This window comes from Pseudomonas sp. ICBG1301, from assembly GCF_016918385.1.
In the GTDB taxonomy this organism is placed as follows: domain Bacteria; phylum Pseudomonadota; class Gammaproteobacteria; order Pseudomonadales; family Pseudomonadaceae; genus Aquipseudomonas; species Aquipseudomonas palleroniana.
In genome coordinates this window covers 99,798-120,029 of sequence record NZ_JAEKGB010000007.1, presented here as the reverse complement: position 1 = coordinate 120,029, position 20,232 = coordinate 99,798, and the positions used below count along the sequence as shown (strand labels likewise).

Genomic DNA, 20,232 nt, shown 5'->3' with positions numbered 1-20,232 from the left:
GCCTGATCCATGGGCCTTCCCGGCAAATAGCCCGCCATAACAACACCCGTCGGCCAGCCGTTATCGGACCGACATGGGCCTCCCATTCCAGGCGTATGCCTACCTGTCATAAAGCTCGTGCAGAGTGTTCTGCGCGCCCTACCCGCTTGCCAGGAGTCTTATGACATGAGGCCAGAAATCGCTGTGTTGGATATACAGGGTCAGTATCGGGTTTACACGGAGTTCTATCGCGCGGAAGCTGCTGACAAGACCATCATCCTGGTCAACGGCTCCATGGCCACCACGGCATCTTTCGCCCAAACCTTGAAAAGCCTGTACCCGCAATTCAATGTGGTTTTGTACGACCAGCCCTACGCTGGCCGCTCCAAAATCCATAACCGCCATGAGCGCATGCTGACGAAAGAAGTCGAAGGCCAGATCCTGCTGGAGCTGATCGACCACTTCGCCGCTGAGCACGTGCTGTCGTTCTCCTGGGGCGGTGCCGCCACGCTGGTCGCCCTTGCCCACCGCCCACGACGCGTGGAAAAAGCGGTGATCAGCTCGTTTTCCCCGGTGATCAACGCGCCCATGCGCGATTATCTTGAACGCGGCGTCGACTACCTCGGCAACCTCGACCGTCACAACGTCGGCCACCTGGTCAACAGCACTATTGGCAAACACCTGCCATCGCTGTTCAAACGCTTCAACTACAAGCACGTGAGCAGCCTGGCCGAGCACGAATATGGGCAGATGCACTTTCACATCAGCCAGGTGTTGAACAGCGACCGGTTGTGCTACCTCAAGGCGGCCAAACAGATCGACATTCCGGTGCTGTTTGTGAATGGCGAATGGGACGAATACACCAGCGCCCAGGACGCCACGTTGTTCGGTCAACACGTGGCGAACAGCAGCTTCAGCACCATCCAGGCGACCGGGCACTTCCTGGACATGGAGCACAAGGCTGCATGCCGGGACACTCGGAATGCGGTGGTGGGCTTCCTCAAGCCAGAGCGTCAGGCCAGTCGATTGCGCTACCAACGGGACCAGACGCAGCATGCCTTGGCAATTTGAAATATCGCTTACTGTGGCGAGCAAGCTTGCTTGCGCTGGGGTGCGAAGCAGCCCGACTGTTTTTATTTTAGGAGCGCGTCGCCCCAGCGGGAGCAAGCTCCCTCGCCACAGGCACGCTCGCTCCTACAGTGGATCCAGTCGTCGACTTACGTAACCCACACATTTTTGAAGAAAAACTTCAAATCCCGGCGAACATCTGGTACAAAGTCAGCCGCTCTGAGCGGGTATAGTTTAATGGTAGAACAGTAGCTTCCCAAGCTTCCGACGAGGGTTCGATTCCCTCTACCCGCTCCACTCAAATTCGCGCTCCACGTCAGGTTGTTTTTTGACGCAGGATGCCTAAAAAACCGGCCCTTTGAGGCCGGTTTTTTTTGCCCTACGCTAGGACCGACGGTGACAATGAAGCGTTTCTTCGCGCCATCAGCTATGTGGCTAAAGAATGACAAAGGTTAACGCTGAAGCGGGCATGGGCCGTGAGAGCCTCTACAAAGCCCTTGCTCCCGGCGCAAAACCTCGCGTTGAAAGCGTACTCAAAGCACTCCACTCCCTGGGTATCGATCTGTTTGCCCGAGCGGGACACACTGCCCATCACTCAATCATTTGAGCCGCCCCCGCTGCACCACCCACGCCAACGGCAACGTCACTAACAACACCCCTGCCAACACCATCACCGCGACCGGCACGCCCAGCGCATCCCCCACGCCACCCAACACCACCGGCGCCAGTGCTCCGCCCCCAATGGTGCCGGTATAGAACAGCGCAAACGCCTGTTCCCGCTTGCCCGCGCTCGCCAGGTCCGGCACGGCGCCGTACAACACCGAGGAGGTACCATTGAGCACCAGGCCGAGCACCGGCAGCATCACCATCAACCCGGCCAGTGGCAGGTACACCGCCGCGACGATCAGCAGCGCGGTGCTGGTTTCCGTCAGCCATACGGTTTTCATCATGCCGATACGGGCGCCGAGGTAGCCACAAAAGAGCTTGCCGAACGCGCCGCCGATAAACAGCAGCATCAGTGCCAAGCCAATGCCCGCCGTACCCGCGCCTTTGGCTTGCAGCAGGAACGGCAGGAACGTGAGAAACCCCATGCGCACGGCGCTGTCGAGGGTGCCGGTGAGGATCAGTGCGCGCAGGCCCGTGGCGGAGCCGTTGCCGGTGAGGGGCTTTGCCTTTTTACTCGACGGGGGTAGAGAAGACTGGCCAGGGATCAACCACCACAACAGCCCCGCCGCCAGCAGACCCAGCAAGCCCAGCAGTGTGGCACTGGCGCGCCAACTGACCACGGTCAGCAGCAGGCCGATCAGCCCCGGAATCAGGGTTTTGCCGATGTCGCCGGAGAAGTTGTACTGGGACAGCGCTTGCTTGACGCCACCGCCATCCTCGTAGGCGTCGGTGATCATCGAGGACGCCAGCGGGTGTTGGGCGCTGGCGCCCAGGCCGCCGAGCAGCAGCGCCAGCAGCAACAGGCCGAGGCCGGTGGCTTGCCCGACCAACAAATAAGCGGCACCTGCCAGCGCCGTACCGCCCACCAGCATCGGCATGCGCCCCCAGCGCTTGGCCGCACGGCTGGCCATGAGTTGGAACACCGCCATCGTCCCGGAATAGGCCCCGCGCAACAGGGCGATCTGGGCGTAGGACAACGCGAACTGGGTTTGCCAGATCGGCAGCAGTACATAGATGACATCAGTGAGGCCATCGTGCACGGCATGGGCGCTGCAACCGGCGATGAGCGAGCGACGGCGCGAGGATCGTTCGGTTGCAGGCAAGGCGACCATATCGTTCATGGTGTCGGGACCCGTTCAGGCGTAAGGGGCTTCCAGCCGGTCTGGGCGATCAGCAGGGTGAGGAGTTGCACACCGATAATCAGGCTCACGCAACCGGGCCAGCCCCATTGTTCCCAGAGCAATGCAGGGACGATGGCGCCGCAACTGCCGCCCAGGTAATAACACGTGAGGTAGGCCCCCACCGCGCCAGCCTTGTTGTCAAGGGCACTGGCAGCCGTGAAGGCATTGGCGGCGGTCTGCGCGAGAAATACCCCGGTGGAACTGAGGGCCAGCCCTACCACGATGCACCACAAGGACGACAACAAGGTCAGTGCCGAACCCACGACGCCGAGCACGACGGCAACACTCAGCAGCTCGGCATGGGGCCGGGCCTTGCCAAGACGGCCGGCAAGGGGGATCACCACCAGGGCCAACAGGAAGACCATGTAGAGTGCGCCTAAGGCGGCAGGCCCGAGATGGTAAGGCGCCAAACCAAGGTAAAGACCTGCGTAGGTAAACGCCGCAACCTGTGAAAACAGCACGCAAAACCCTACGGCGTAGGCCGCCAACAACGGTAGGCGAAAGACGCCCGCTGCGGAGCCTTTCAACTGCACCGCCCGTGGCCGATTGGCGGGCAATAGAAACTGGATAAACCCCCCCACCATCAAGCTCAGCACCGCCAGCCACTCAAAGGCCTCGCGCCAGCCCACATACTCTGTGATCACCCCCGTGACGAAGCGCCCGGCAAACCCGCCCAACACGGTGCCCGCCACATAGAGGCTGGTGACTTCAGTCACCGTACCGCCGCTCCAGCGATCGCCGATATACGCCACGCTGGTGGCAAACACCACCGGGATCAACATGCCTTCGACGAATCGCCACGCCAGCACTTCGGCGAAGCTGTCGGCATACGCCGTCATCAACGCTGGCACTGCCAGCAACAACGCGGCCACAGCGATCACCGTGCGTTGTTCGAAACGCCCGGTCAGGCGGCTGACGAAAGGCGCGGTGATGGCCACGGCCAGGGTCGTCACCGTGATGCTCCACCCCGCCGCCTTGGCGCTGATCTGAAACTGCACGGCAAAGGTCTGGAGAATACTCTGGGTCGCATAGAGGTTGAGAAACGCCGCGCATCCACACAAAAACAGGGCAAGGCGGGCACAATGCAGGCGCGGTTTCATGAAACATCTCGTTTTATTTTGTCCTGCCTTTATAGAATGGGCGGCAGGATCGAGACCAATACCGATTTCCGACCGATCAATACCCAAGGACCAGGATGCTTGACCTACGCAAGCTGCGTTACTTTCTGACGGTCGCCGAAGAACTGCACTTCGGCCGAGCCGCCCTGCGCCTGCATCTGGCCCAGCCACCGCTGACCCGGCAGATCTCGGCGCTGGAAGCGGAGTTGGGTTTCAAGCTGTTCGACCGCACCAGCCGCAGGGTGACCCTCACTGCCCCGGGCCGTGCGTTTCTGCCCTACGCCCGGGGGGTGCTGGAACAGGTTGAGCTGGCCCAAGTGATCGCCGGCAAATTGGCCGCCGGCACCGCCGGGCAGTTGGCATTGGGCTATGTCAGCTCAATCGCTTTGTCGGATCTGTTCAGCCAGACGATCCAGGCGTTCGCCCAGCGTTTTCCCGACGTGCAACTGACCTTGGTGGAGTGCGCCTCCGGTAGTCTGGGCGCGCAGGTGGCGGATGGGCGGCTGGATATCGGGCTCAGTCGCCTGCAGCCACAGGCCCCAGACGTCCAAGCCCGGTCATTGGGCGAAGAACGATTGGTGGCGGCCGTCTCCAGCGACAGCCCCCTGGCGCTCGAGCCACAGGTCAACCTGGCGCAATTGAGCGCTTACCCGTTGATCCTGTTTCCGCCGGATTATGGATCGGGGCTGAACCAGTCCATCGAGCAGCTTTACCGGCACCACGGCGTCCCCTTGCGCGCCGGCCCGACCGGACGGCAGATCACCTCGATCATTGCCCTGGTGGCAGCCGGTCAAGGCGTGGCACTGGTGCCGGAGTGCACACAAAGCCTGATGAACAAAGGCGTGACGTACCGGCCGTTGGTGGAAGTGGATGCGTGTGCCCAATTGTTGGTACTGACTTCGGGTGAAACAAAAAGTGGCTTGGTTGAAGCCTTTCTCGCCGTCATCGAGGAGACCCTGCAGACCCGCACTCGGCTTAGCTGCGACTAGGCGGCGCTGAAGGTGTGGCAACAGCAGCGCCAACGATCACTCGGAAATATCTGAATGCCACGGCGCACTGGCATGTTGATCATGTCTACTCGCCAGCCTGAAGGAAGGATCAGCGCCATGCTTGAACCCGGACAACGCACACCAACACCCATACTGCGCCAAATGGTGGGTTGGGTATTGGTATTGCCGCTATTGGTGGCCTGGGTGAAGCTGCCATTCCCGCTGGGGATGCTCCTGTCGCTCGGCTCGATTGCAGCCTCCGCCTATGGCGTTTGGCGAGCCCGGCGCTACGCCAGCCGACGTGTGACGCGACTCGCCTGGGTGGTCATTGTGCTCAATGTCATCTCATGGGTGTTGACGGCGAATGCATCGGTCCTCATGGCGCTTTATTGGGTGTCCTGGCTGTATGTTTACCCACACTATGCCCATTGGGTTTACTGGAACACCTAGACTGCCGCAGAATTCGAGCGCAAGAATCGTAGTTTTCAGTCGGGTCGAGGGACTTACAGTAGCGTCGTACCTTTTACCCTCAGGAGCCCGATCATGTCTTACGAATACAAGCTCATGCCCTCCCCCGTCGGCCAGCTCACCCTGGTGGCGCGCAATGGCAAACTCAGTGCCATCCTGTGGGAAACCGAGCGTGCCAACCGTGTACGCCTGGGTCAATTGCAGGAAGCCAATGACAGCCCGGTGCTGTTGGAGGCCGAACGCCAGTTGAAGGAATACTTCGCCGGCACCCGCAACCGTTTCGAGCTGGAACTGGACTTCACCGGCACGGATTTTCAGAAGCAGGTCTGGCAGGCGCTGCTGACCATTCCCTTTGGCGAAACCCGCAGCTACAGCCAGATTGCCCGGCAGATCGGCAACCCGAAAGCCGTGCGCGCGGTGGGTGCTGCCAACGGGCGTAATCCGATCTCGATCATCGCGCCCTGCCATCGGGTGATCGGCGCATCGGGCGGGCTGACCGGGTTCGCCGGGGGGCTTGAGGCCAAGCAATATCTGCTCGCGCTGGAAGGCGTCGGCCAGGCCGAACTGGCGTTTTGAGGCACTTGACGAAGGTGCTGTAACCGCTGGGTCATCGCATCAATTGTTAAAAGAAATTTCAGCGAAACGCCGTGGTCCATCTTTCATCACCACGATTCAAGGAACACGGCCATGAAATTTTCTGCAGTCTCCCAAACCCTGTCCCGCTGGGCAGGCAGTGCCCGGACATTTTACGCGGCGGTCGCGTTGATTTTCCTCTGGAGCCTCAGCGGCCCGTACTTTCACTACAACGACACCTGGCAACTGATCATCAACACCTCGACCACCATCATCACCTTCCTGATGGTGTTCCTGATCCAGAACACGCAAAACCGGGACAATGACATTCTGCATATCAAAATCGATGAGCTGCTGCGCGTGTCCAAAGATGCGCAAAATGCGGTGTTGAGCCTGGAAGGCCTGGACCGCAAAGAGCTGGAAAAACTGCGCAAGCAGTACCGCAGCATTGGCAACACCGGCACCGTCAACCTGAACGACAGTTGTGGTGAGAATGGCGACGATACGGCGCGCGCCCATACCGATTTGAATCAGGCCTGAAAAAAACGGCGGTTGGAGAAACTCCAACCGCCGTTTTTCATTGCCGGCCAAGGCTTCAACCGTCGCCTTGATGGCCCTTGCCATAGGTCGACGCCAGCGCCCGGGCTTTCTGCAGACGCTCCTCCAACTTGGGCAGCGTCTCATCGACCAGGGCTTTTATTTCCGGTACGTCCGACGCCGCGCCTTCCTGTTTGAACAGCGCAATGGCGTCTTCATTTTCCTTGACCTGCTGCGCGGTATAAGCGGCGTCAAAGGAGTCACCGTCCTTGAGTTGCGGCATCAGGGTTTCGGCCTTATCGACGATTTTCTCCCGTGGGGCCACGGGCAGGTCGAGCTTCTTGGCGATCGCCGCCAAATGCTGGTTGGCCAGGGTCCGTTCGTTGATCACCTCAATGGTGTAATCCTTGATTTCCTGGGATGAGGTCTTGGCGTGGGCCATGCGGCTGGTTTCGATATCGGCCATCCCTTTGGCCGAAGCCTGCTCGATGAATTCAGCAGGCGACTGGGCGAAAGCATTGCTGGCGCCGAGGCCCAGCAGCATCGCGAAACTGGCGGTGCGTAACCGGATAGCCATGCGGCTCATGATAGGGTCCTCCAGGGCAAAAATAGGGGCGGGGCAACGCGGCCCCGCCCTCAATTCGAATTTTCCGGGCGGCAAAGGTTTAGAAAAACCTGCTCAGTGCGACGAACGGTCGTCGGTAGGTCACGCCGGCTTGCTGCCGAACAACCCTGGCAACGCATGCGCCAGGGCATTGATGGCAAAGCCGATGAACATCACGCCGCAGAGCCGGGTGATCAGGATTTCATGGCGCTGATAGACGGTGCGCACGCGCTGGGCGCCGACCACGCCGATCAGGATCGCATAGGCCAGCAGGCCGCCCAGAAAGCTGAGGACAATCAGCCACGGCAGCATCGACCAGGTGAGCAATTCGGCGCGGCTCGACAACAACGCGGTAAAGGTTGCGACCGCCACCGGGTAAGCCTTGGGGTTGGTCAAACCGAACAGAATGCCGTGCCGGAACGGATGCCGGGCGGCGCCTTGCGGCGCATCGCTGCTGCGAACCTGGGTACGAATGGCGCGCCAACCGAGCCAGAACAGATACAGGCCGCTGAGTACGCCCAATACATCAAAGGCACTGCTGCCCACTTCCTTTGCACCGACGATGGCGATCAGCGCGGTGCTGCACCACACCACATCGCCGAGCAGATGCCCGCCGAGAAACCCCGCCCCGGCGCGGCGGCCACGTGCGGCGCCAATCCCGAACACGGCCAGGACACCCGGCCCTGGCGTAATACCGTAGATAAAACCCGAAGCGAGGACGGCGAGCAGCAAGGACGGGGTCATGGGCACGACTCTGGCAGAGGGTTGAGGTGGATCGATTCTGCACGTTCTGCCGCTACGGGTAAAACTTCATTCCGGCATAAGGCTGGGTGCGGCAGGCTTGCAGACGCGACGCCAAGTCGCCGACATGCACTTCAAGCTTATGGCCGTCAGGGTCGAGAAAGTAAAACGACGCGCCTTCACTGCGGTTATCGCGCCACTCTTGCACACCGGCAGCACGCAGGCGCGCCACCACCTCGCTGAAGTCATCTGGATGTGCGGTAAAAGCGTAGTGGGTATATTCAGCCGTCGCGCCCACGGAGCGCGAAGGGTCGAGCGACAGGCACAGCCATAAACCGGGGAGTGAGAGGTAGGCGCCGTTGTCCCAGGTGGCGTCGAGCCGAAGCTGCAACAACTCATGATAGAAACTGACGCTGCGGTGCAGGTCGGTAACGGCAAGCGTCAGGTGGTTGAGACCAGAAAGCATGGTGTTTTCCTGTTATCCAATTGAATGCAAAGCAGCGCCCGCCTGACCTCGGACGCTGCGTGAGGATTCGTCAGCGCTTGTCGGAGGTCCGCAGCTTTTGCGGCAACCCCCACAGCAGCAGCGCGGCAGCGATCAGTGCACAGACACCAATCACGTAGAGAGCCGGAGTGGTACTGCCCGTCATGTCCTTGATCCGACCGACCATCACCGGGCTGACAATACCCCCCAGTTGCCCCAGGGTATTGATCAAGGCAATCCCGCCGGCGGCCCCTGCCCCGGCACCTGCCAACAGCTTGGGCGGCAACGTCCAGAAGGTGGGGATCGAGGCGATGATACCCGCACCCAGCAGCCCCAGGGCAATGATCAGGAAGGTGGTGTGATCATCGAAGATCCCGGCGCAGAAGAACCCTACCGCGCCTAACGCGACCAGGCCACTGACAAACTTGCGCCGTTCCCCCGTCGCGTCCGACCAACGCCCCACCAGTACCATGGTGATGGCTCCGCAAATGTAGGGAACAGCAGTCAGCAGGCCGATCACTACCGAACTTTCGATCCCCGTGCTGCGGATCAATTGCGGCGCCCAGAAATTCAGGCCATAGGACGCCACCTGGATCAGGAAGTAAATCAAGCCCAGCATCAGGAAACCTGGAATTCGCAAGGCTTGCAGCAGGGAGCCTTTTTGATGCACCTCATGCACCGCGATACGGCTTGAGAGCAATGCCTTTTCGTCGCAGTTCAACCAGGGCGCATCCTCGATGCGGTCCTTGAACTGCGTCAGTACCAGCCACGCCAGCACCACACAGGGCAGGCCGCCCAGCAGGAACAGCCAGTGCCAGCCGCGCATCTCCAGCACGCCATCCATGTGGCCCAATACCAGCCCGGAGAACGGCGCGCCGATCAGCCCGGCAAAGGCCGAAGCCAAAAACAGCATCGAGGTGATACGCCCACGGAAATCCTGGGGGAACCAGAGGGTCAGGTAATACAGCACGCCTGGGGCAAAACCGGCCTCCATGGCGCCGATCAGAAAACGCAGGACGTAGAACTGCCACTCGGCCGTGACGAACACCATGGCCGCCGTCGCCAGCCCCCAGGACAGCATGATGCGCGCGATCCAGCGCCTTGCGCCGACCTTGTAGAGCATCATGTTGCTCGGCACTTCAAAGAGCACATAACCCACGACAAACAAGCCGGCCCCCAGGCCGTATGCGGTGTTGCTCAAGCCGAGGTCGGCCTGCAACTGGAACTTGGCGAAGCTGATGTTGATACGGTCGAAAAAAGCAAACAGATAGCAGACCATGATCAACGGCATCAGGCGCCAGGCGACCTTGTTGACCACCGCCTTGATCGGATCGATTGCTCCGGCCGCGCTCGCGCCGGCCTCTAACGTATTAGTGTTCATGATTTCTCTCCAGCGGGCAGCTCATAGGCGCCCGATTGTTTTTGTTGTCTGGTACAGGGTTACAACGTGGCGATGTGATCCGGGGGTGAGTGCAGGTCACAGTTGCGCCCGGCCTTGGCCACTTGACCGGGCAATTCATGACCCAGCAGCGCCGGCAGGCGACGGGATATGTTCAGCAGATGCGGCAGATCAATGCCGGTGTGAATGCCGACTTCCTCGCACAGGTTGACCAGGTCTTCGGTGCAGATATTGCCCGACGCGCCCGGCGCAAACGGGCAACCGCCGAGCCCGCCCAGGGCCGCGTCAAAGCGCCGGGCACCGGCCTCGTAGGCGGCCAGCACATTGCACAAACCCAGGCCACGGGTGTTATGAAAGTGCAGGGTCAGATCGCTGGCGGGCACGCGCTGCAATACGCGCTTGACCAGACGTTCCACCTGGCGCGGGTTGGCCATGCCGGTGGTGTCGGCAAGGCTGATCCCGCGAATGCCGAGCGCCTGATAAGCGTCGACAATTTCCAGTACACGGTCTTCGTCAATCCTGCCTTCGAACGGGCAGCCGAACGTGGTGGCGATACTGCCATTGAGGCGCACCGGGTAATCGGCGGCAAAGCGGGTGATATCGCCGAACGCCGCCAACGATGCCTCGCACCGCATACGCATATTCGCCAGGTTGTGGGTCTGGCTGGCGGACATCACCAGGTTCAATTCGTCGGCGCGCGAGTCGATGGCACGCTGGGCTCCCTTGAGGTTGGGGATCAGTGCTACGTAGATAACCCCGGCTCTGCGTTGAATCCCTTGGAACACCTGCTCACCGTCGCGCAATGCAGGAATGGCTTTGGGGGAGACAAATGAACCGGCTTCGATGCGCGAGAATCCAGCCAGGGAAAGCTGGTCGATCAACGCGATCTTGTCGGCCGTCGCCACCCAGGTCGGCTCGATTTGCAGGCCGTCGCGCGGGGATACTTCCTGCACGATCAGCCCTGCCGAATAGTCAGTGATCATTGCACCACTCCCGAGGTTTTCAGACGTTGGATATCGGCAACCGTCATACCCAGGCTGCCGAGGATGTCATCCGTATGCTGGCCCAGGGCCGGACCTTGCCAGTTGATTGCGCCGGGCGTTTCCGACAGCTTGGGCACAATGCCGGGCATCTTCACTGACACACCGCCGGGCAGCTCGGCCTTGAGCAGCATGTCGCGTGCCTGGTAATGCGGGTCGCTGACGATGTCGGCCACCGAGTAGATACGCCCGGCCGGCACTTCGGCGGCCTCCAGGGCGCTGAGCACCTGCTCGATAGGCCGGCTGCTGGTCCAGTGGGTAATGGCCGCATCCAGCACGCCGCTTTTCGCCGCACGGCCATCGTTGTGGGCAAACTCCGGCGCCTCGGCCAGATCGGCGCGGCCGATGGCGGTCATCAGGCGCTTGTAGATCGGGTCGCTGTTGCCGGCAATCACTACATAGGCGCCGTCGGCGGTGAGGTAGGTATTGGACGGCGCGATGCCCGGCAAGGCACCGCCGCTGCGCTCACGCACATGGCCGAGCATGTCGTATTCAGGCACCAGGCTTTCCATCAGGTTGAACACGCTTTCGGCGAGGGACACATCAACAATCTGCCCGTCGCCCTGGCCGGTCTTGACCCGCAGCAAGGCCATCAGCGCGCCGATCACCGCGTGCAAGGACGCCAGGGAATCCCCCAGGCTCACGCCCACCCGCGCCGGCGGTGAATCCGGGTTGCCGGTGGTGTAGCGGATGCCGCCCATGGCCTCGCCAATGGCGCCGAAACCCGGGCGGTCACGGTAAGGGCCGGTCTGGCCATAACCGGAAATGCGCACCAGGGTCAGCTTGGGGTTGAGCGCGTGCAACACGTCCCAGCCCAGGCCGAGTTTTTCCAGGCCGCCGGGGCGCAGGTTCTCGATAAGGACGTCGGCGTCGCCGAGCAGTTGTTTGATCACGCCCAGGCCTTCTGCGGACTTCAGGTCCAGGGCCAACGACTTCTTGTTGCGCGATTGCAGGTACCACCACAGCGACGTGCCTTCGTGCAGCTTTCGCCACTTGCGAAGCGGATCGCCCTGGCCCAGGGCTTCGATCTTGATCACCTCGGCGCCAAACTCGGCCATCAGCCGTGCGGCAAACGGCGCGGCGATCAGCGTACCGATCTCGATCACCTTGATACCGCTCAGGGGAGCCGTCATGGGGTGTACCTCTTGTTCTTGGAATGTGCGCCAAGGCTAGAGGACTCTGAGAGCAGAAAGCCAACCGTCAGTTGGCAAGGAGCGTTCGCGAAACGCGAACGAACCGCGAATTATCTGTCAGCCCCCGCCGAGTGACTCAGGTAGTCAAAGAGCAAGCGGCTAACCGGCGAGAGCTGCGCTTCATCCCGGACCACCAGGATCAGGCTGCGATCGGACCAGTCATCCGTGAGCGGCACGGCATGCAGACCCAGTGCGCGACCAAACAATTCAAAAGCCTTCTGCGGCAGGATGCCAATCCCCATATTGGCCTGGACCATCCGGCACATCGCGTCAAAACCCGGCACATGGATCCGCAGGCGCAGCATCTGGCCTGCCTCGCGAGCGGCCGCGTGGGTGCGCATATTGATCGAGCTGGCCGAATGCAGGCCGACGTAATCGCTGCCCAGGGTTTCGGCGAAGGCCAGGGATTTGCGGGCCGCCAACGGATGGTCCGCGGGCATCAGCACCATCAATTTGTCGCGGCGGTAAACCACACGCGGCAAGCCCTTGGTGTCGGTGTCGCTGGAACAGATGCCCAGGTCCGCCACGCCATCCAACACGCCTTGCACCACGCCATTGCTGGGACGTTCTTCAAGGTCGGTTTTGACTTCTGGATGTAACTCGGAAAAATCCCGCAAGTCTTCCGGAAGGAACTGAATGATCGCCGACAGGTTGGCCAGCATCCGCACATAGCCCCGCACGCCATGGCTGTGCTCGCCCAGTTCCAGGCCCATTTTTTCGACGTTGAACAGCATCTGCCGTGCATGGTGCAACAGCGTTTCACCGGCTGCCGTCAGGTCCATGCCCTTGGCCCGACGCACGAACAGGCTGACGCCCAGCACCTGTTCCAACTCCATCAAGCGCTTGCTGGCCGCCGACACCGCGATGGCTTCCCGCGCGGCGGCACGGGTCAACGTGCCTTCTTCAAACACGGCAACGAACAGTTGCAGGGTGATCAGGTCCAGTCGCCGCACCAGGCTCTTGTGCAGCATCAGTGGCGCTCGGCGGCCAGGCGATGGATCGCGGCCTGCTCCACCACCGCCTGTGGTGCGCCATGACGCACTGCCGCGAGCATCGCCTGGCCGACGGTCTCGGTACTCACCACCCAACTGGGTTTGACCCGGCGAACGAACGACAGCAGCGGGCCGAGCACGCTATAGAACGATTGGTACAGCGGCGTTTTCGAGCGCACACCATGCAACGGTTGGATCACCCCAGGCCGGAACAGGTACACCGCCTTGAACGGCAGGCGCAGCAACGCATTTTCGGTCTTGCCCTTGACCCGGGCCCACATCGACTTGCCCGCCTCGGAGCTGTCGGTGCCGGCGCCGGACACGTAGATAAACGTCATCTGCGGATTGAGCCGCGCCAGGGTGCTGGCGGCCACCAGCGTCAAGTCATAGGTCAGGTGGGTGTAGCGGGTTTCATCCATGCCCGCCGAGGAGACGCCCAGGCAAAAGAAACACGCATCAAACCCTTGCAGCAGGTTTTCCAACGGTTGCAAATCCAGCATGTCGCTGTGCAATACCTGGTGCAGCTTGCCGTGCTCCAGGGTCAACGGCGTACGCCCCACGGCGACCACTTCCTGAACGTCGGCCGCCAGCAGGCACTCGCGCAACACGCCCTGGCCGACCATGCCGGTGGCGCCGAATAGCAGAACTCTCATAACGGGACCTCAGCGGCAAGCCGCAAGCTTCATGCTCAAGTTGAATGCAGATCGACTTGTAGCTTACCGCTTGCAGCTCACCACTGCCCGATTCAGAACGCGCTGCGGAAAATCTCCTCGATCTGACGCTGGTCGGCCCGCCGAGGGTTGGTCAGGCCGCAGGCATCTTTCAACGCGTTGGCGGCCAGCAGTGGGATGTCCTGCAACTTGGCGCCCAACTCACGCAAGCCGGCCGGGATCTCGACATCCTGGGCCAAGGCGCGGATGGCCGCGATGGCCGCCTGGGCGCCCTCTTCCGGCGAATTGCCCTTGATGTCGGCGCCCAACGCACGCGCCACGTCGCTCAAGCGCCTGGCACTGACACTCGCATTGAAACTTTGTACGTGGGGCAACAGCACTGCGTTGCAAACCCCGTGCGGCAGGTCATACAGGCCGCCCAGCTGATGGGCCATGGCATGCACGTACCCCAAAGACGCATTGTTGAAGGCCATGCCGGCGAGAAATTGCGCATACGCCATGTTTTCCCGCGCAGCCTTGTCGCTGCCGTCACGTACCGCCAGGCGCAGGTTGGCACTGATCAGTTCGATGGCCTTGATCGCACAGGCATCGGTAATCGGGTTGGCGGCGGTGGACACGTAGGCCTCGATGGCGTGGGTCAAGGCGTCCATGCCGGTGGCGGCCGTGAGGCCCTTGGGCATGCCGACCATCAGCGCCGGGTCGTTGACCGACAGCAGCGGCGTGACGTTGCGGTCGACGATGGCCATTTTCACATGGCGGGTTTCGTCGGTGATGATGCAGAAGCGGGTCATCTCGCTGGCGGTGCCGGCGGTGGTGTTGATAGCCACCAGCGGCAGTTGCGGCTTGCTCGACTGGTCGACGCCCTCGTAGTCACCGATATGCCCGCCGTTGGTGGCGCACAACGCGATACCCTTGGCGCAGTCATGGGGCGAACCACCGCCCAGGGATACCACGAAATCGCAGGCATTGGCCTCCAGCAGCGCCAGGCCTTTCTCGACGTTTTCCACATTGGGGTTGGGCTTGGCGCCGTCGTAGATCAGCGAGTCGATGTCCTGCATCGCCAGCTTTTCGGCGATCATGCTGGCGACGCCCGCCTTGGCCAGCCCTGCGTCGGTGACGATCAGCGCCTTGCGAAAGCCGTAGTTGCGGATGGCGGTCATGGCTTCGTCGAGGCAGTCGCTGCCCATGATGTTGACGGCGGGAATGAAGAAGGTACTGCTCATGGCAAATCCTCAGAGGCGTTATGCCAACAGGATCAACCGCCGTGGCTTGAGGCATCTTGATCAGGATCAACGCCGGCTCGTGATAAAGTCACCCACCCGCCGATTTGAGTAGACCCGCCGCAATGAAGGATTTCCAGGATATTGACGCCCACCTCGAAGACTGGAGCGCGGTACGCAGCGCCATCGACTTCAGCGCGATTCTGATCGGCAACGGTGCCAGCCGCACGATCTGGGAAGACTTCGCCTACGACTCGCTGTTCGAAAACGCCCGCACCGTTGAAGAAAAGCCCCTGAGCCAATCCGAACTCAGCGTGTTCGACGCCTTGCAAACCCGCAGTTTCGAGCAGGCCCTGGGCGCGCTGAAAACCACCAGCCGGGTCAACAAAGCCCTGGCCGTCAGCTCGGCGGCGCCGCGTAATCGCTACTACGCGATCAAGGAAGCGCTGATCAACACCATCCACGCCGTGCACATCCCCTGGCGCCTGGTGCAGCCCTCGACGCTGGCGACGATCAACGCAGAGCTGGCACGCTACCCGACCGTATTCACCAGCAACTACGACCTGCTCAACTATTGGGCAATCCTGCACACGCCGGGCATTGATGATCTGTTTCGCGGCGTGGATGCCAGCTTCGACCTGCGCCACACCCACACCGACGCCACACGCATCCTCTACCTGCACGGCGGCCTGCATCTGGTGCGCAACCTCGATGGCACGGCGCGCAAATTGGCCTCCACCGACAGCACCTTGCTCAGCAGCTTCGCGATCAACAACACGATCAAGACCCTTGATGATGTGCCGCTGTTCGTCAACGAAGGCAAGGTTGAGGAGAAGCTCAAGACCATCCGCAGTTCGGACTACCTGTCGTTCTGCTACGAGCAGTTGCTTGGCCATGCAGGGGCGCTGTGCATTTTTGGTCATGAGCTGGGAGCGCAGGATAAGCACCTGGTGGATGCGATTCGCCAGGCGAAGCTCACGACCCTGGCGATCTCGGTGTCGGGGCGCAGTGACGGGTTCATCCGCCAGCAGAAGCGCCGGTATTCAGCGTTGTTCGAGGGCACCGGAGTGGCGCTGAAGTTCTTCGCGGCGCGCACGCATCCATTGGGTGACCCGGCGCTGTCAGTCCCTGTGGAACGCTGATATCCAGAACAAAGGCGATCCACTGTGGGAGGGGGCTTGCTCCCGATAGCGGTGTGTCATTCACAGTTTTACTGACTGATCCACCGCTATCGGGAGCAAGCCCCCTCCCACACTGGAGTGCATTGCAAGTCACTGCCGTGGTCACTCTTCGGCGCTGTGAACGACGACCAGCAACTGCGCCTGCACGCCTCCCACCGAGCGAAGCCGGTGGGGCTTCTGCGCGTTGAAGTGCAGCGCGTCTCCCCGCTCCAGAATCACCCGTTCGTTCATGAAATCCACTTCCACCCGGCCTTCATGCACGAACAGAAACTCCTCCCCCACGTGCTCCTTGAAGGTCTTGTCGGTGAACTCCGCCGGCGGGTAGATGATGAACGGCAGCAGGCTACGCTCACTGACCTGACGGGCCAACACGGCATACCCCGGCGAAGTGTCCGGCCGCTCGTGACTGCGCACCAGGCTGTAGCTGTCGAGGTTCACACTGTCTTCGCTGAATAACTCTTCGACCTTCACGTTCAACGCCTTGGCCAGTTTCAACGCGGCGGCGATCGACGGCGTGTTCAGCCCGCGCTCGACCTTGGACAGGTAACTCTTGGTCATCCCGGATTTTTCAGCCAGAGATTCAAGGGTTATGCCAAGTTTTTTTCTCAATAATTTCAAACGGATAGACATTTGCTGCGATTAATCCCTGCAGTAAAGCGAAAGCGGCGCTTGCCAATGACACTTTGTGTCATATAGCATCTTTAGTGTCATTTGCACTTACCCAAAGGACACCGATATGGCCAAGACATTAGCACTCCCCAAAGACCAACTGGTCAAGCAAGCGCTGACCCAGATGCAAAACACCCTGGCGGATAATACGTGGACCGACCGGCAAAAGCTGGCGCTCACGTGCCGCATCCTGTTCGAGCACGGCCACGACTCCGGCCTGGCCGGGCAGATCACCGCGCGCGGGCCCACCCCCGGCACGTTTTACACCCAGCAACTGGGCCTGGGCTTTGATGAGATCACTGCCGGCAACCTGTTGCTGGTCAACGAAGACCTTGAAGTCCTGGAAGGTCATGGCATCCCCAACCCGGCCAACCGCTTTCACACCTGGGTGTACCGTGGACGGCCGGATGTAAACTGCATTATCCACACGCACCCGACCCACGTCGCTGCGCTGTCGATGCTGGAAGTACCGCTGCAGGTGTCGCACATGGACCTCTGCCCGCTCTACGAAGACTGCGCTTTTCTGGAGGCTTGGCCGGGGGTACCGGTGGGCAATGAAGAAGGGGAAATCATCACCACCGCGTTAGGCGACAAACGCGCAATTCTGCTCTCGCACCACGGCCAGCTCTCCACCGGGGCAAGCATCGAGGAAGCCTGTGTGATCGCGCAGTTGATCGAACGCGCGGCCAAATTGCAGCTACTGGCGATGTCGGCGGGCACCATCAAACCGATCCTGCCGCAACTCGGCCGCGAGGCCCACGACTGGATTTCCAAGCCCAAGCGCTTTGGTGCCGCATTCAACTACTACGCCCGGCAGAACCTGCGTCAACACGCCGATTGCCTGAACTGATTGCTCTTTTTCGAGCGGAGACCTTCCCATGTCCACCCCAAACATTCACGGCATCATCGGCTACACCATCACCCCGTTCAGCACCGACGGCCAACGCATCGACCTCGACGCCCTGGGCCGCTCCATCGACCGCTTGATCGACAGTGGCGTGCACGCCATCGCACCGTTGGGCAGCACGGGCGAAGGCGCGTACCTGAGCGATGCCGAATGGGATGAAGTCAGCGCCTACAGCCTGGCAAAAATCGCCAGGCGCGTACCGACTATCGTCAGCGTATCCGACCTGACCACGGCCAAAGCCGTGCGCCGCGCCCGTTATGCCGAGGCCAATGGCGCCGATGTAGTAATGGTGCTACCGGCCTCGTACTGGAAACTCAGCGAGGCGGAGATCCTCGCGCATTACGCGGCGATCGGCGACAGCGTCGGCATCCCGATCATGCTCTATAACAACCCGGCTACCAGCGGCACGGACATGTCGGTGGACTTGATCCTGCGTATCGTTCAGCAGGTCGCCAACGTGAACATGGTCAAGGAAAGCACCGGTGATATTCAGCGCATGCACCAGCTGCGCCGGCACAGCGACGTGCCGTTCTACAACGGTTGCAACCCGTTGGCCCTGGAAGCCTTTGCGGCAGGCGCCAAGGGCTGGTGCACGGCGGCACCGAACCTGATCGCGCAATTGAACCTGGATTTATATGACGCGGTACTGGCCAATGATCTGACTCTGGCGCGGGAACTGTTCTATCGCCAGTTGCCGCTGCTGGAGTTCATCCTCAAGGACGGGTTGCCGGCGACGATCAAGGCCGGGCTGCGTCTGACCGGGTTGGAGGTAGGCGATCCACGGTTGCCGGTGTTCCCATTGGGCAAAGCGGGGATCGAACACTTGAAGACACTTCTGAGCTGACACCACAACGCTTATGTGGGGGCTTGCTCCCACATTTTGACTCTGCAGATTCGTTACATAGAGACAAATGACAATAGTTCTCGATATCATTCGCGACTTTTCTACAGCGCGCTTCGTCAAGAAGGATATCCATGTCTCGTCCCAAGCCCGACCCGCTGTCGGCCGATGCCTTTCGCGGGTTTTATGCAGATATCCTGCATTTCCTGCGCAAACGCACGGACAACGCCAGCGACGCGGCCGACATGACCCAGGATGTCTTCACCCAATGGCTGGGCTACCGCGACCGGGCCAAGGTCGAGCAACCACGGGCGTTTCTGTTCCAGATGGCGCGCAACCTGCTGCGTGACCACTGGCGCAAACAGAAGGTCCGCCACATCGCTCACGCGGTTCCGACCGACCAGGACACCGAGCCACTCGCCGACGAGCAAAACGACCCCATGGCCGCCGCGCTTCGCGTGCAACGCCTGGATCAGTTGAAAGAAGTCCTCGCCGAACTCTCGCCCCGCAGGCGAGAAGCCCTTATGCTGCACCGCTTCGAAGGCTTGAGTCAGTCGCAGATCGCCGAGCGCATGGGGATTTCGACCAGCATGGTGGAAAAGCACATCGCTTTTGCCCTGCTGCACTGCAAGCGACGCCTTCAACACGCACCCGGCACGGAGCAGCCAGAATGAACCGCCTGAGCGAGAACGACGCCCAGGGCATCGAAGCGAGTGACTCGATCGATGCCCAAGCCGCCAGTTGGTTTGCCCGCAACCGCAACGAGTTGGGGCGCGCCGACCGCAAAGCCTTTGCCGCCTGGCAAGCGGAGCCTGCCCATGCCCGCGCCTATGCCGAGTTCGAACAACTGTGGGACGACCTCGCCCAGTTGCAACAACACAGCAGGCCCGTGCCGCTGCCCCAACGCAAACCCTCGGTGTGGCGCCCTGCCCTGGCCGTGGCTGCCGCCTTGGTCTGCGCGGTGATGACCAGCCACATCGGCACGCCCCGCGAGCTGTACCACAGCCAGGTGGCCGCCCATGCCAAAGGCATGCGTACCCTGCACCTGCCGGATGGCAGCACCTTGTATGTGAATGCCAACACGCGCCTGCAAGTGGATTTCACCGCCTACCAACGCATCCTGCACCTGGAAAAAGGCCAGTTGTACATCGACGTCGCGCCCGACAAAGAGCGGCCGCTGTACGTGCAAGCCGGCGAGGCGAATGTGCGGGTGGTCGGCACCGGCTTTGACGTGCGGCGCAGCCAGCAGCAACTGGTGGTCAGCGTTGCCCATGGCCAAGTGGCCTTCGAACCGGACGCAAAAAGCCCGGTGGCCCTGCTTGGCGCCCAGCAACGCGCCACCTACCAATACGCCAAAGGCACCGTGCAGCAGCAAACCCTCACCGCTGATGAGGTCGCCGACTGGCGCAGCGGGCACCTGTCCTTTCGCAACCGCGAGCTGGCCAGCCTGATCGATGAACTGAGCCTCTATCGCCCCCAGCCCCCGTTGCAGGTCAACCGTGCCGTTGCGCAACTGAAGGTCTCGGGCAATCTGGATGTGAATGACCCGCAGGCCCTGCTCAATGCGTTACCCGCCCTGTTGCCGGTAAAAACCGTGGCCTCGGCCGATGGCATCGTCAGAATCGAACCGCGTAAGTAAGGTAGAAAATCCACACATGAGAATATTTTGCATTTGCATGTGTGGTTTTTTTTGCCTGCTCCGTCTTCCTCC

Annotated in this window: 22 protein-coding genes, 1 tRNA gene and 1 pseudogene; 12 read left to right on the top strand and 12 right to left on the bottom strand. The window is 61.2% G+C overall.

What is annotated here, in order from left to right; all coding sequences use genetic code 11:
* The first annotated feature begins 165 nt into the window (after window positions 1-165).
* From JBE38_RS18240 to JBE38_RS27700, 3 genes and pseudogenes are all read left to right on the top strand, one after another.
* The gene (locus JBE38_RS18240) at window positions 166-1,050 is read left to right on the top strand and encodes an alpha/beta fold hydrolase (protein ID WP_205344812.1); all 885 of its coding nucleotides are present in this window, start codon (window positions 166-168) and stop codon (window positions 1,048-1,050) included.
* Between the two features lie 220 nt (window positions 1,051-1,270).
* Window positions 1,271-1,344 (top strand) — tRNA-Gly (locus JBE38_RS18235).
* A 92-nt stretch (window positions 1,345-1,436) separates the two neighbouring features.
* Window positions 1,437-1,654: pseudogene (locus tag JBE38_RS27700) on the top strand (helix-turn-helix domain-containing transcriptional regulator); the annotation flags it as partial.
* Here JBE38_RS27700 and JBE38_RS18230 read toward each other — a convergent pair.
* Both JBE38_RS18230 and JBE38_RS18225 read right to left on the bottom strand, forming a co-directional pair.
* A complete protein-coding gene (locus JBE38_RS18230) occupies window positions 1,647-2,834 on the bottom strand; it encodes an MFS transporter (protein ID WP_205344811.1) in 1,188 nt (395 codons plus the stop codon). The pseudogene JBE38_RS27700 and the gene JBE38_RS18230 sit on opposite strands and share 8 nt — an antisense overlap.
* On the bottom strand, window positions 2,831-3,994 hold the full coding sequence (locus JBE38_RS18225; RefSeq protein ID WP_205344810.1) for an MFS transporter: 1,164 nt from the start codon (window positions 3,992-3,994) through the stop codon (window positions 2,831-2,833). The genes JBE38_RS18230 and JBE38_RS18225 overlap by 4 nt, the downstream gene beginning before the upstream one ends.
* A 95-nt stretch (window positions 3,995-4,089) precedes the next feature.
* Between JBE38_RS18225 and JBE38_RS18220 the strand changes: the two genes are divergently transcribed.
* From JBE38_RS18220 to JBE38_RS18205, 4 genes are all read left to right on the top strand, one after another.
* The gene (locus tag JBE38_RS18220) at window positions 4,090-5,001 is read left to right on the top strand and encodes a LysR family transcriptional regulator (protein WP_090366250.1); all 912 of its coding nucleotides are present in this window, start codon (window positions 4,090-4,092) and stop codon (window positions 4,999-5,001) included.
* Between the two features lie 117 nt (window positions 5,002-5,118).
* Window positions 5,119-5,451, top strand: coding sequence for a hypothetical protein (locus JBE38_RS18215; protein ID WP_060753735.1), 333 nt, complete (start codon window positions 5,119-5,121; stop codon window positions 5,449-5,451).
* A 93-nt stretch (window positions 5,452-5,544) separates the two neighbouring features.
* Window positions 5,545-6,045, top strand: a complete 501-nt coding sequence (locus JBE38_RS18210; RefSeq protein ID WP_060753736.1) for a methylated-DNA--[protein]-cysteine S-methyltransferase — start codon at window positions 5,545-5,547, stop codon at window positions 6,043-6,045.
* Window positions 6,046-6,156: 111 nt separating this feature from the next.
* The gene (locus JBE38_RS18205; protein ID WP_060753737.1) at window positions 6,157-6,582 is read left to right on the top strand and encodes a low affinity iron permease family protein; all 426 of its coding nucleotides are present in this window, start codon (window positions 6,157-6,159) and stop codon (window positions 6,580-6,582) included.
* A gap of 55 nt (window positions 6,583-6,637) precedes the next feature.
* Here JBE38_RS18205 and JBE38_RS18200 read toward each other — a convergent pair whose 3' ends face one another.
* The 9 genes from JBE38_RS18200 to yiaY all read right to left on the bottom strand — a co-directional run bounded on the left by JBE38_RS18200 (window position 6,638) and on the right by yiaY (window position 14,926).
* The gene (locus JBE38_RS18200) at window positions 6,638-7,165 is read right to left on the bottom strand and encodes a DUF4142 domain-containing protein (RefSeq protein ID WP_090366255.1); all 528 of its coding nucleotides are present in this window, start codon (window positions 7,163-7,165) and stop codon (window positions 6,638-6,640) included.
* 120 nt (window positions 7,166-7,285) lie between these two features.
* A complete protein-coding gene (locus tag JBE38_RS18195) occupies window positions 7,286-7,927 on the bottom strand; it encodes a LysE family translocator (RefSeq protein ID WP_090366257.1) in 642 nt (213 codons plus the stop codon).
* A 52-nt stretch (window positions 7,928-7,979) separates the two neighbouring features.
* Entirely contained in the window at window positions 7,980-8,390 is a 411-nt protein-coding gene (fos, locus tag JBE38_RS18190) for a fosfomycin resistance glutathione transferase (RefSeq protein WP_205344809.1), read from the bottom strand.
* Window positions 8,391-8,460: 70 nt separating this feature from the next.
* Window positions 8,461-9,789: an MFS transporter gene (locus JBE38_RS18185; RefSeq protein WP_205344808.1), complete on the bottom strand. Its 1,329-nt coding sequence runs from the start codon at window positions 9,787-9,789 to the stop codon at window positions 8,461-8,463.
* 59 nt (window positions 9,790-9,848) lie between these two features.
* Entirely contained in the window at window positions 9,849-10,790 is a 942-nt protein-coding gene (locus JBE38_RS18180; protein ID WP_161549719.1) for a hydroxymethylglutaryl-CoA lyase, read from the bottom strand.
* On the bottom strand, window positions 10,787-11,980 hold the full coding sequence (locus JBE38_RS18175) for a CaiB/BaiF CoA transferase family protein (protein WP_205344807.1): 1,194 nt from the start codon (window positions 11,978-11,980) through the stop codon (window positions 10,787-10,789). Before JBE38_RS18175 ends, JBE38_RS18180 begins: the two co-directional genes overlap by 4 nt.
* 110 nt (window positions 11,981-12,090) lie before the next feature.
* Window positions 12,091-13,011 (bottom strand): LysR family transcriptional regulator, encoded by a 921-nt coding sequence (locus JBE38_RS18170; protein WP_104995766.1) that lies wholly within the window; start codon window positions 13,009-13,011, stop codon window positions 12,091-12,093.
* Window positions 13,011-13,685, bottom strand: coding sequence for an NAD(P)H-binding protein (locus JBE38_RS18165; RefSeq protein ID WP_205344806.1), 675 nt, complete (start codon window positions 13,683-13,685; stop codon window positions 13,011-13,013). Before JBE38_RS18165 ends, JBE38_RS18170 begins: the two co-directional genes overlap by 1 nt.
* A 92-nt stretch (window positions 13,686-13,777) precedes the next feature.
* Window positions 13,778-14,926, bottom strand: a complete 1,149-nt coding sequence (gene yiaY / locus JBE38_RS18160; protein WP_060753746.1) for an L-threonine dehydrogenase — start codon at window positions 14,924-14,926, stop codon at window positions 13,778-13,780.
* Window positions 14,927-15,048: 122 nt separating this feature from the next.
* Here yiaY and JBE38_RS18155 point away from each other — a divergent pair, with 122 nt between their 5' ends.
* Window positions 15,049-16,065, top strand: a complete 1,017-nt coding sequence (locus tag JBE38_RS18155) for a DUF4917 family protein (protein ID WP_090366268.1) — start codon at window positions 15,049-15,051, stop codon at window positions 16,063-16,065.
* Between the two features lie 141 nt (window positions 16,066-16,206).
* On the opposite strand, the gene JBE38_RS18150 is transcribed toward JBE38_RS18155, so the two are convergent.
* Window positions 16,207-16,734, bottom strand: a complete 528-nt coding sequence (locus JBE38_RS18150; protein ID WP_205344805.1) for a helix-turn-helix domain-containing protein — start codon at window positions 16,732-16,734, stop codon at window positions 16,207-16,209.
* A 106-nt stretch (window positions 16,735-16,840) separates the two neighbouring features.
* On the opposite strand from JBE38_RS18150, the gene JBE38_RS18145 reads away from it, so the two are divergent.
* The 4 genes from JBE38_RS18145 (at window position 16,841) to JBE38_RS18130 (ending at window position 20,160) form a co-directional block, all read left to right on the top strand.
* Complete coding sequence (locus tag JBE38_RS18145) at window positions 16,841-17,623, top strand: aldolase (RefSeq protein WP_060753749.1); 783 nt, start codon at window positions 16,841-16,843, stop codon at window positions 17,621-17,623.
* A gap of 28 nt (window positions 17,624-17,651) precedes the next feature.
* The gene (locus JBE38_RS18140) at window positions 17,652-18,524 is read left to right on the top strand and encodes a dihydrodipicolinate synthase family protein (protein ID WP_205344804.1); all 873 of its coding nucleotides are present in this window, start codon (window positions 17,652-17,654) and stop codon (window positions 18,522-18,524) included.
* Between the two features lie 131 nt (window positions 18,525-18,655).
* Entirely contained in the window at window positions 18,656-19,195 is a 540-nt protein-coding gene (locus JBE38_RS18135; protein WP_205344803.1) for an RNA polymerase sigma factor, read from the top strand.
* Window positions 19,192-20,160 (top strand): FecR family protein, encoded by a 969-nt coding sequence (locus JBE38_RS18130; RefSeq protein ID WP_161549725.1) that lies wholly within the window; start codon window positions 19,192-19,194, stop codon window positions 20,158-20,160. Before JBE38_RS18135 ends, JBE38_RS18130 begins: the two co-directional genes overlap by 4 nt.
* Window positions 20,161-20,232 lie beyond the last annotated feature (72 nt).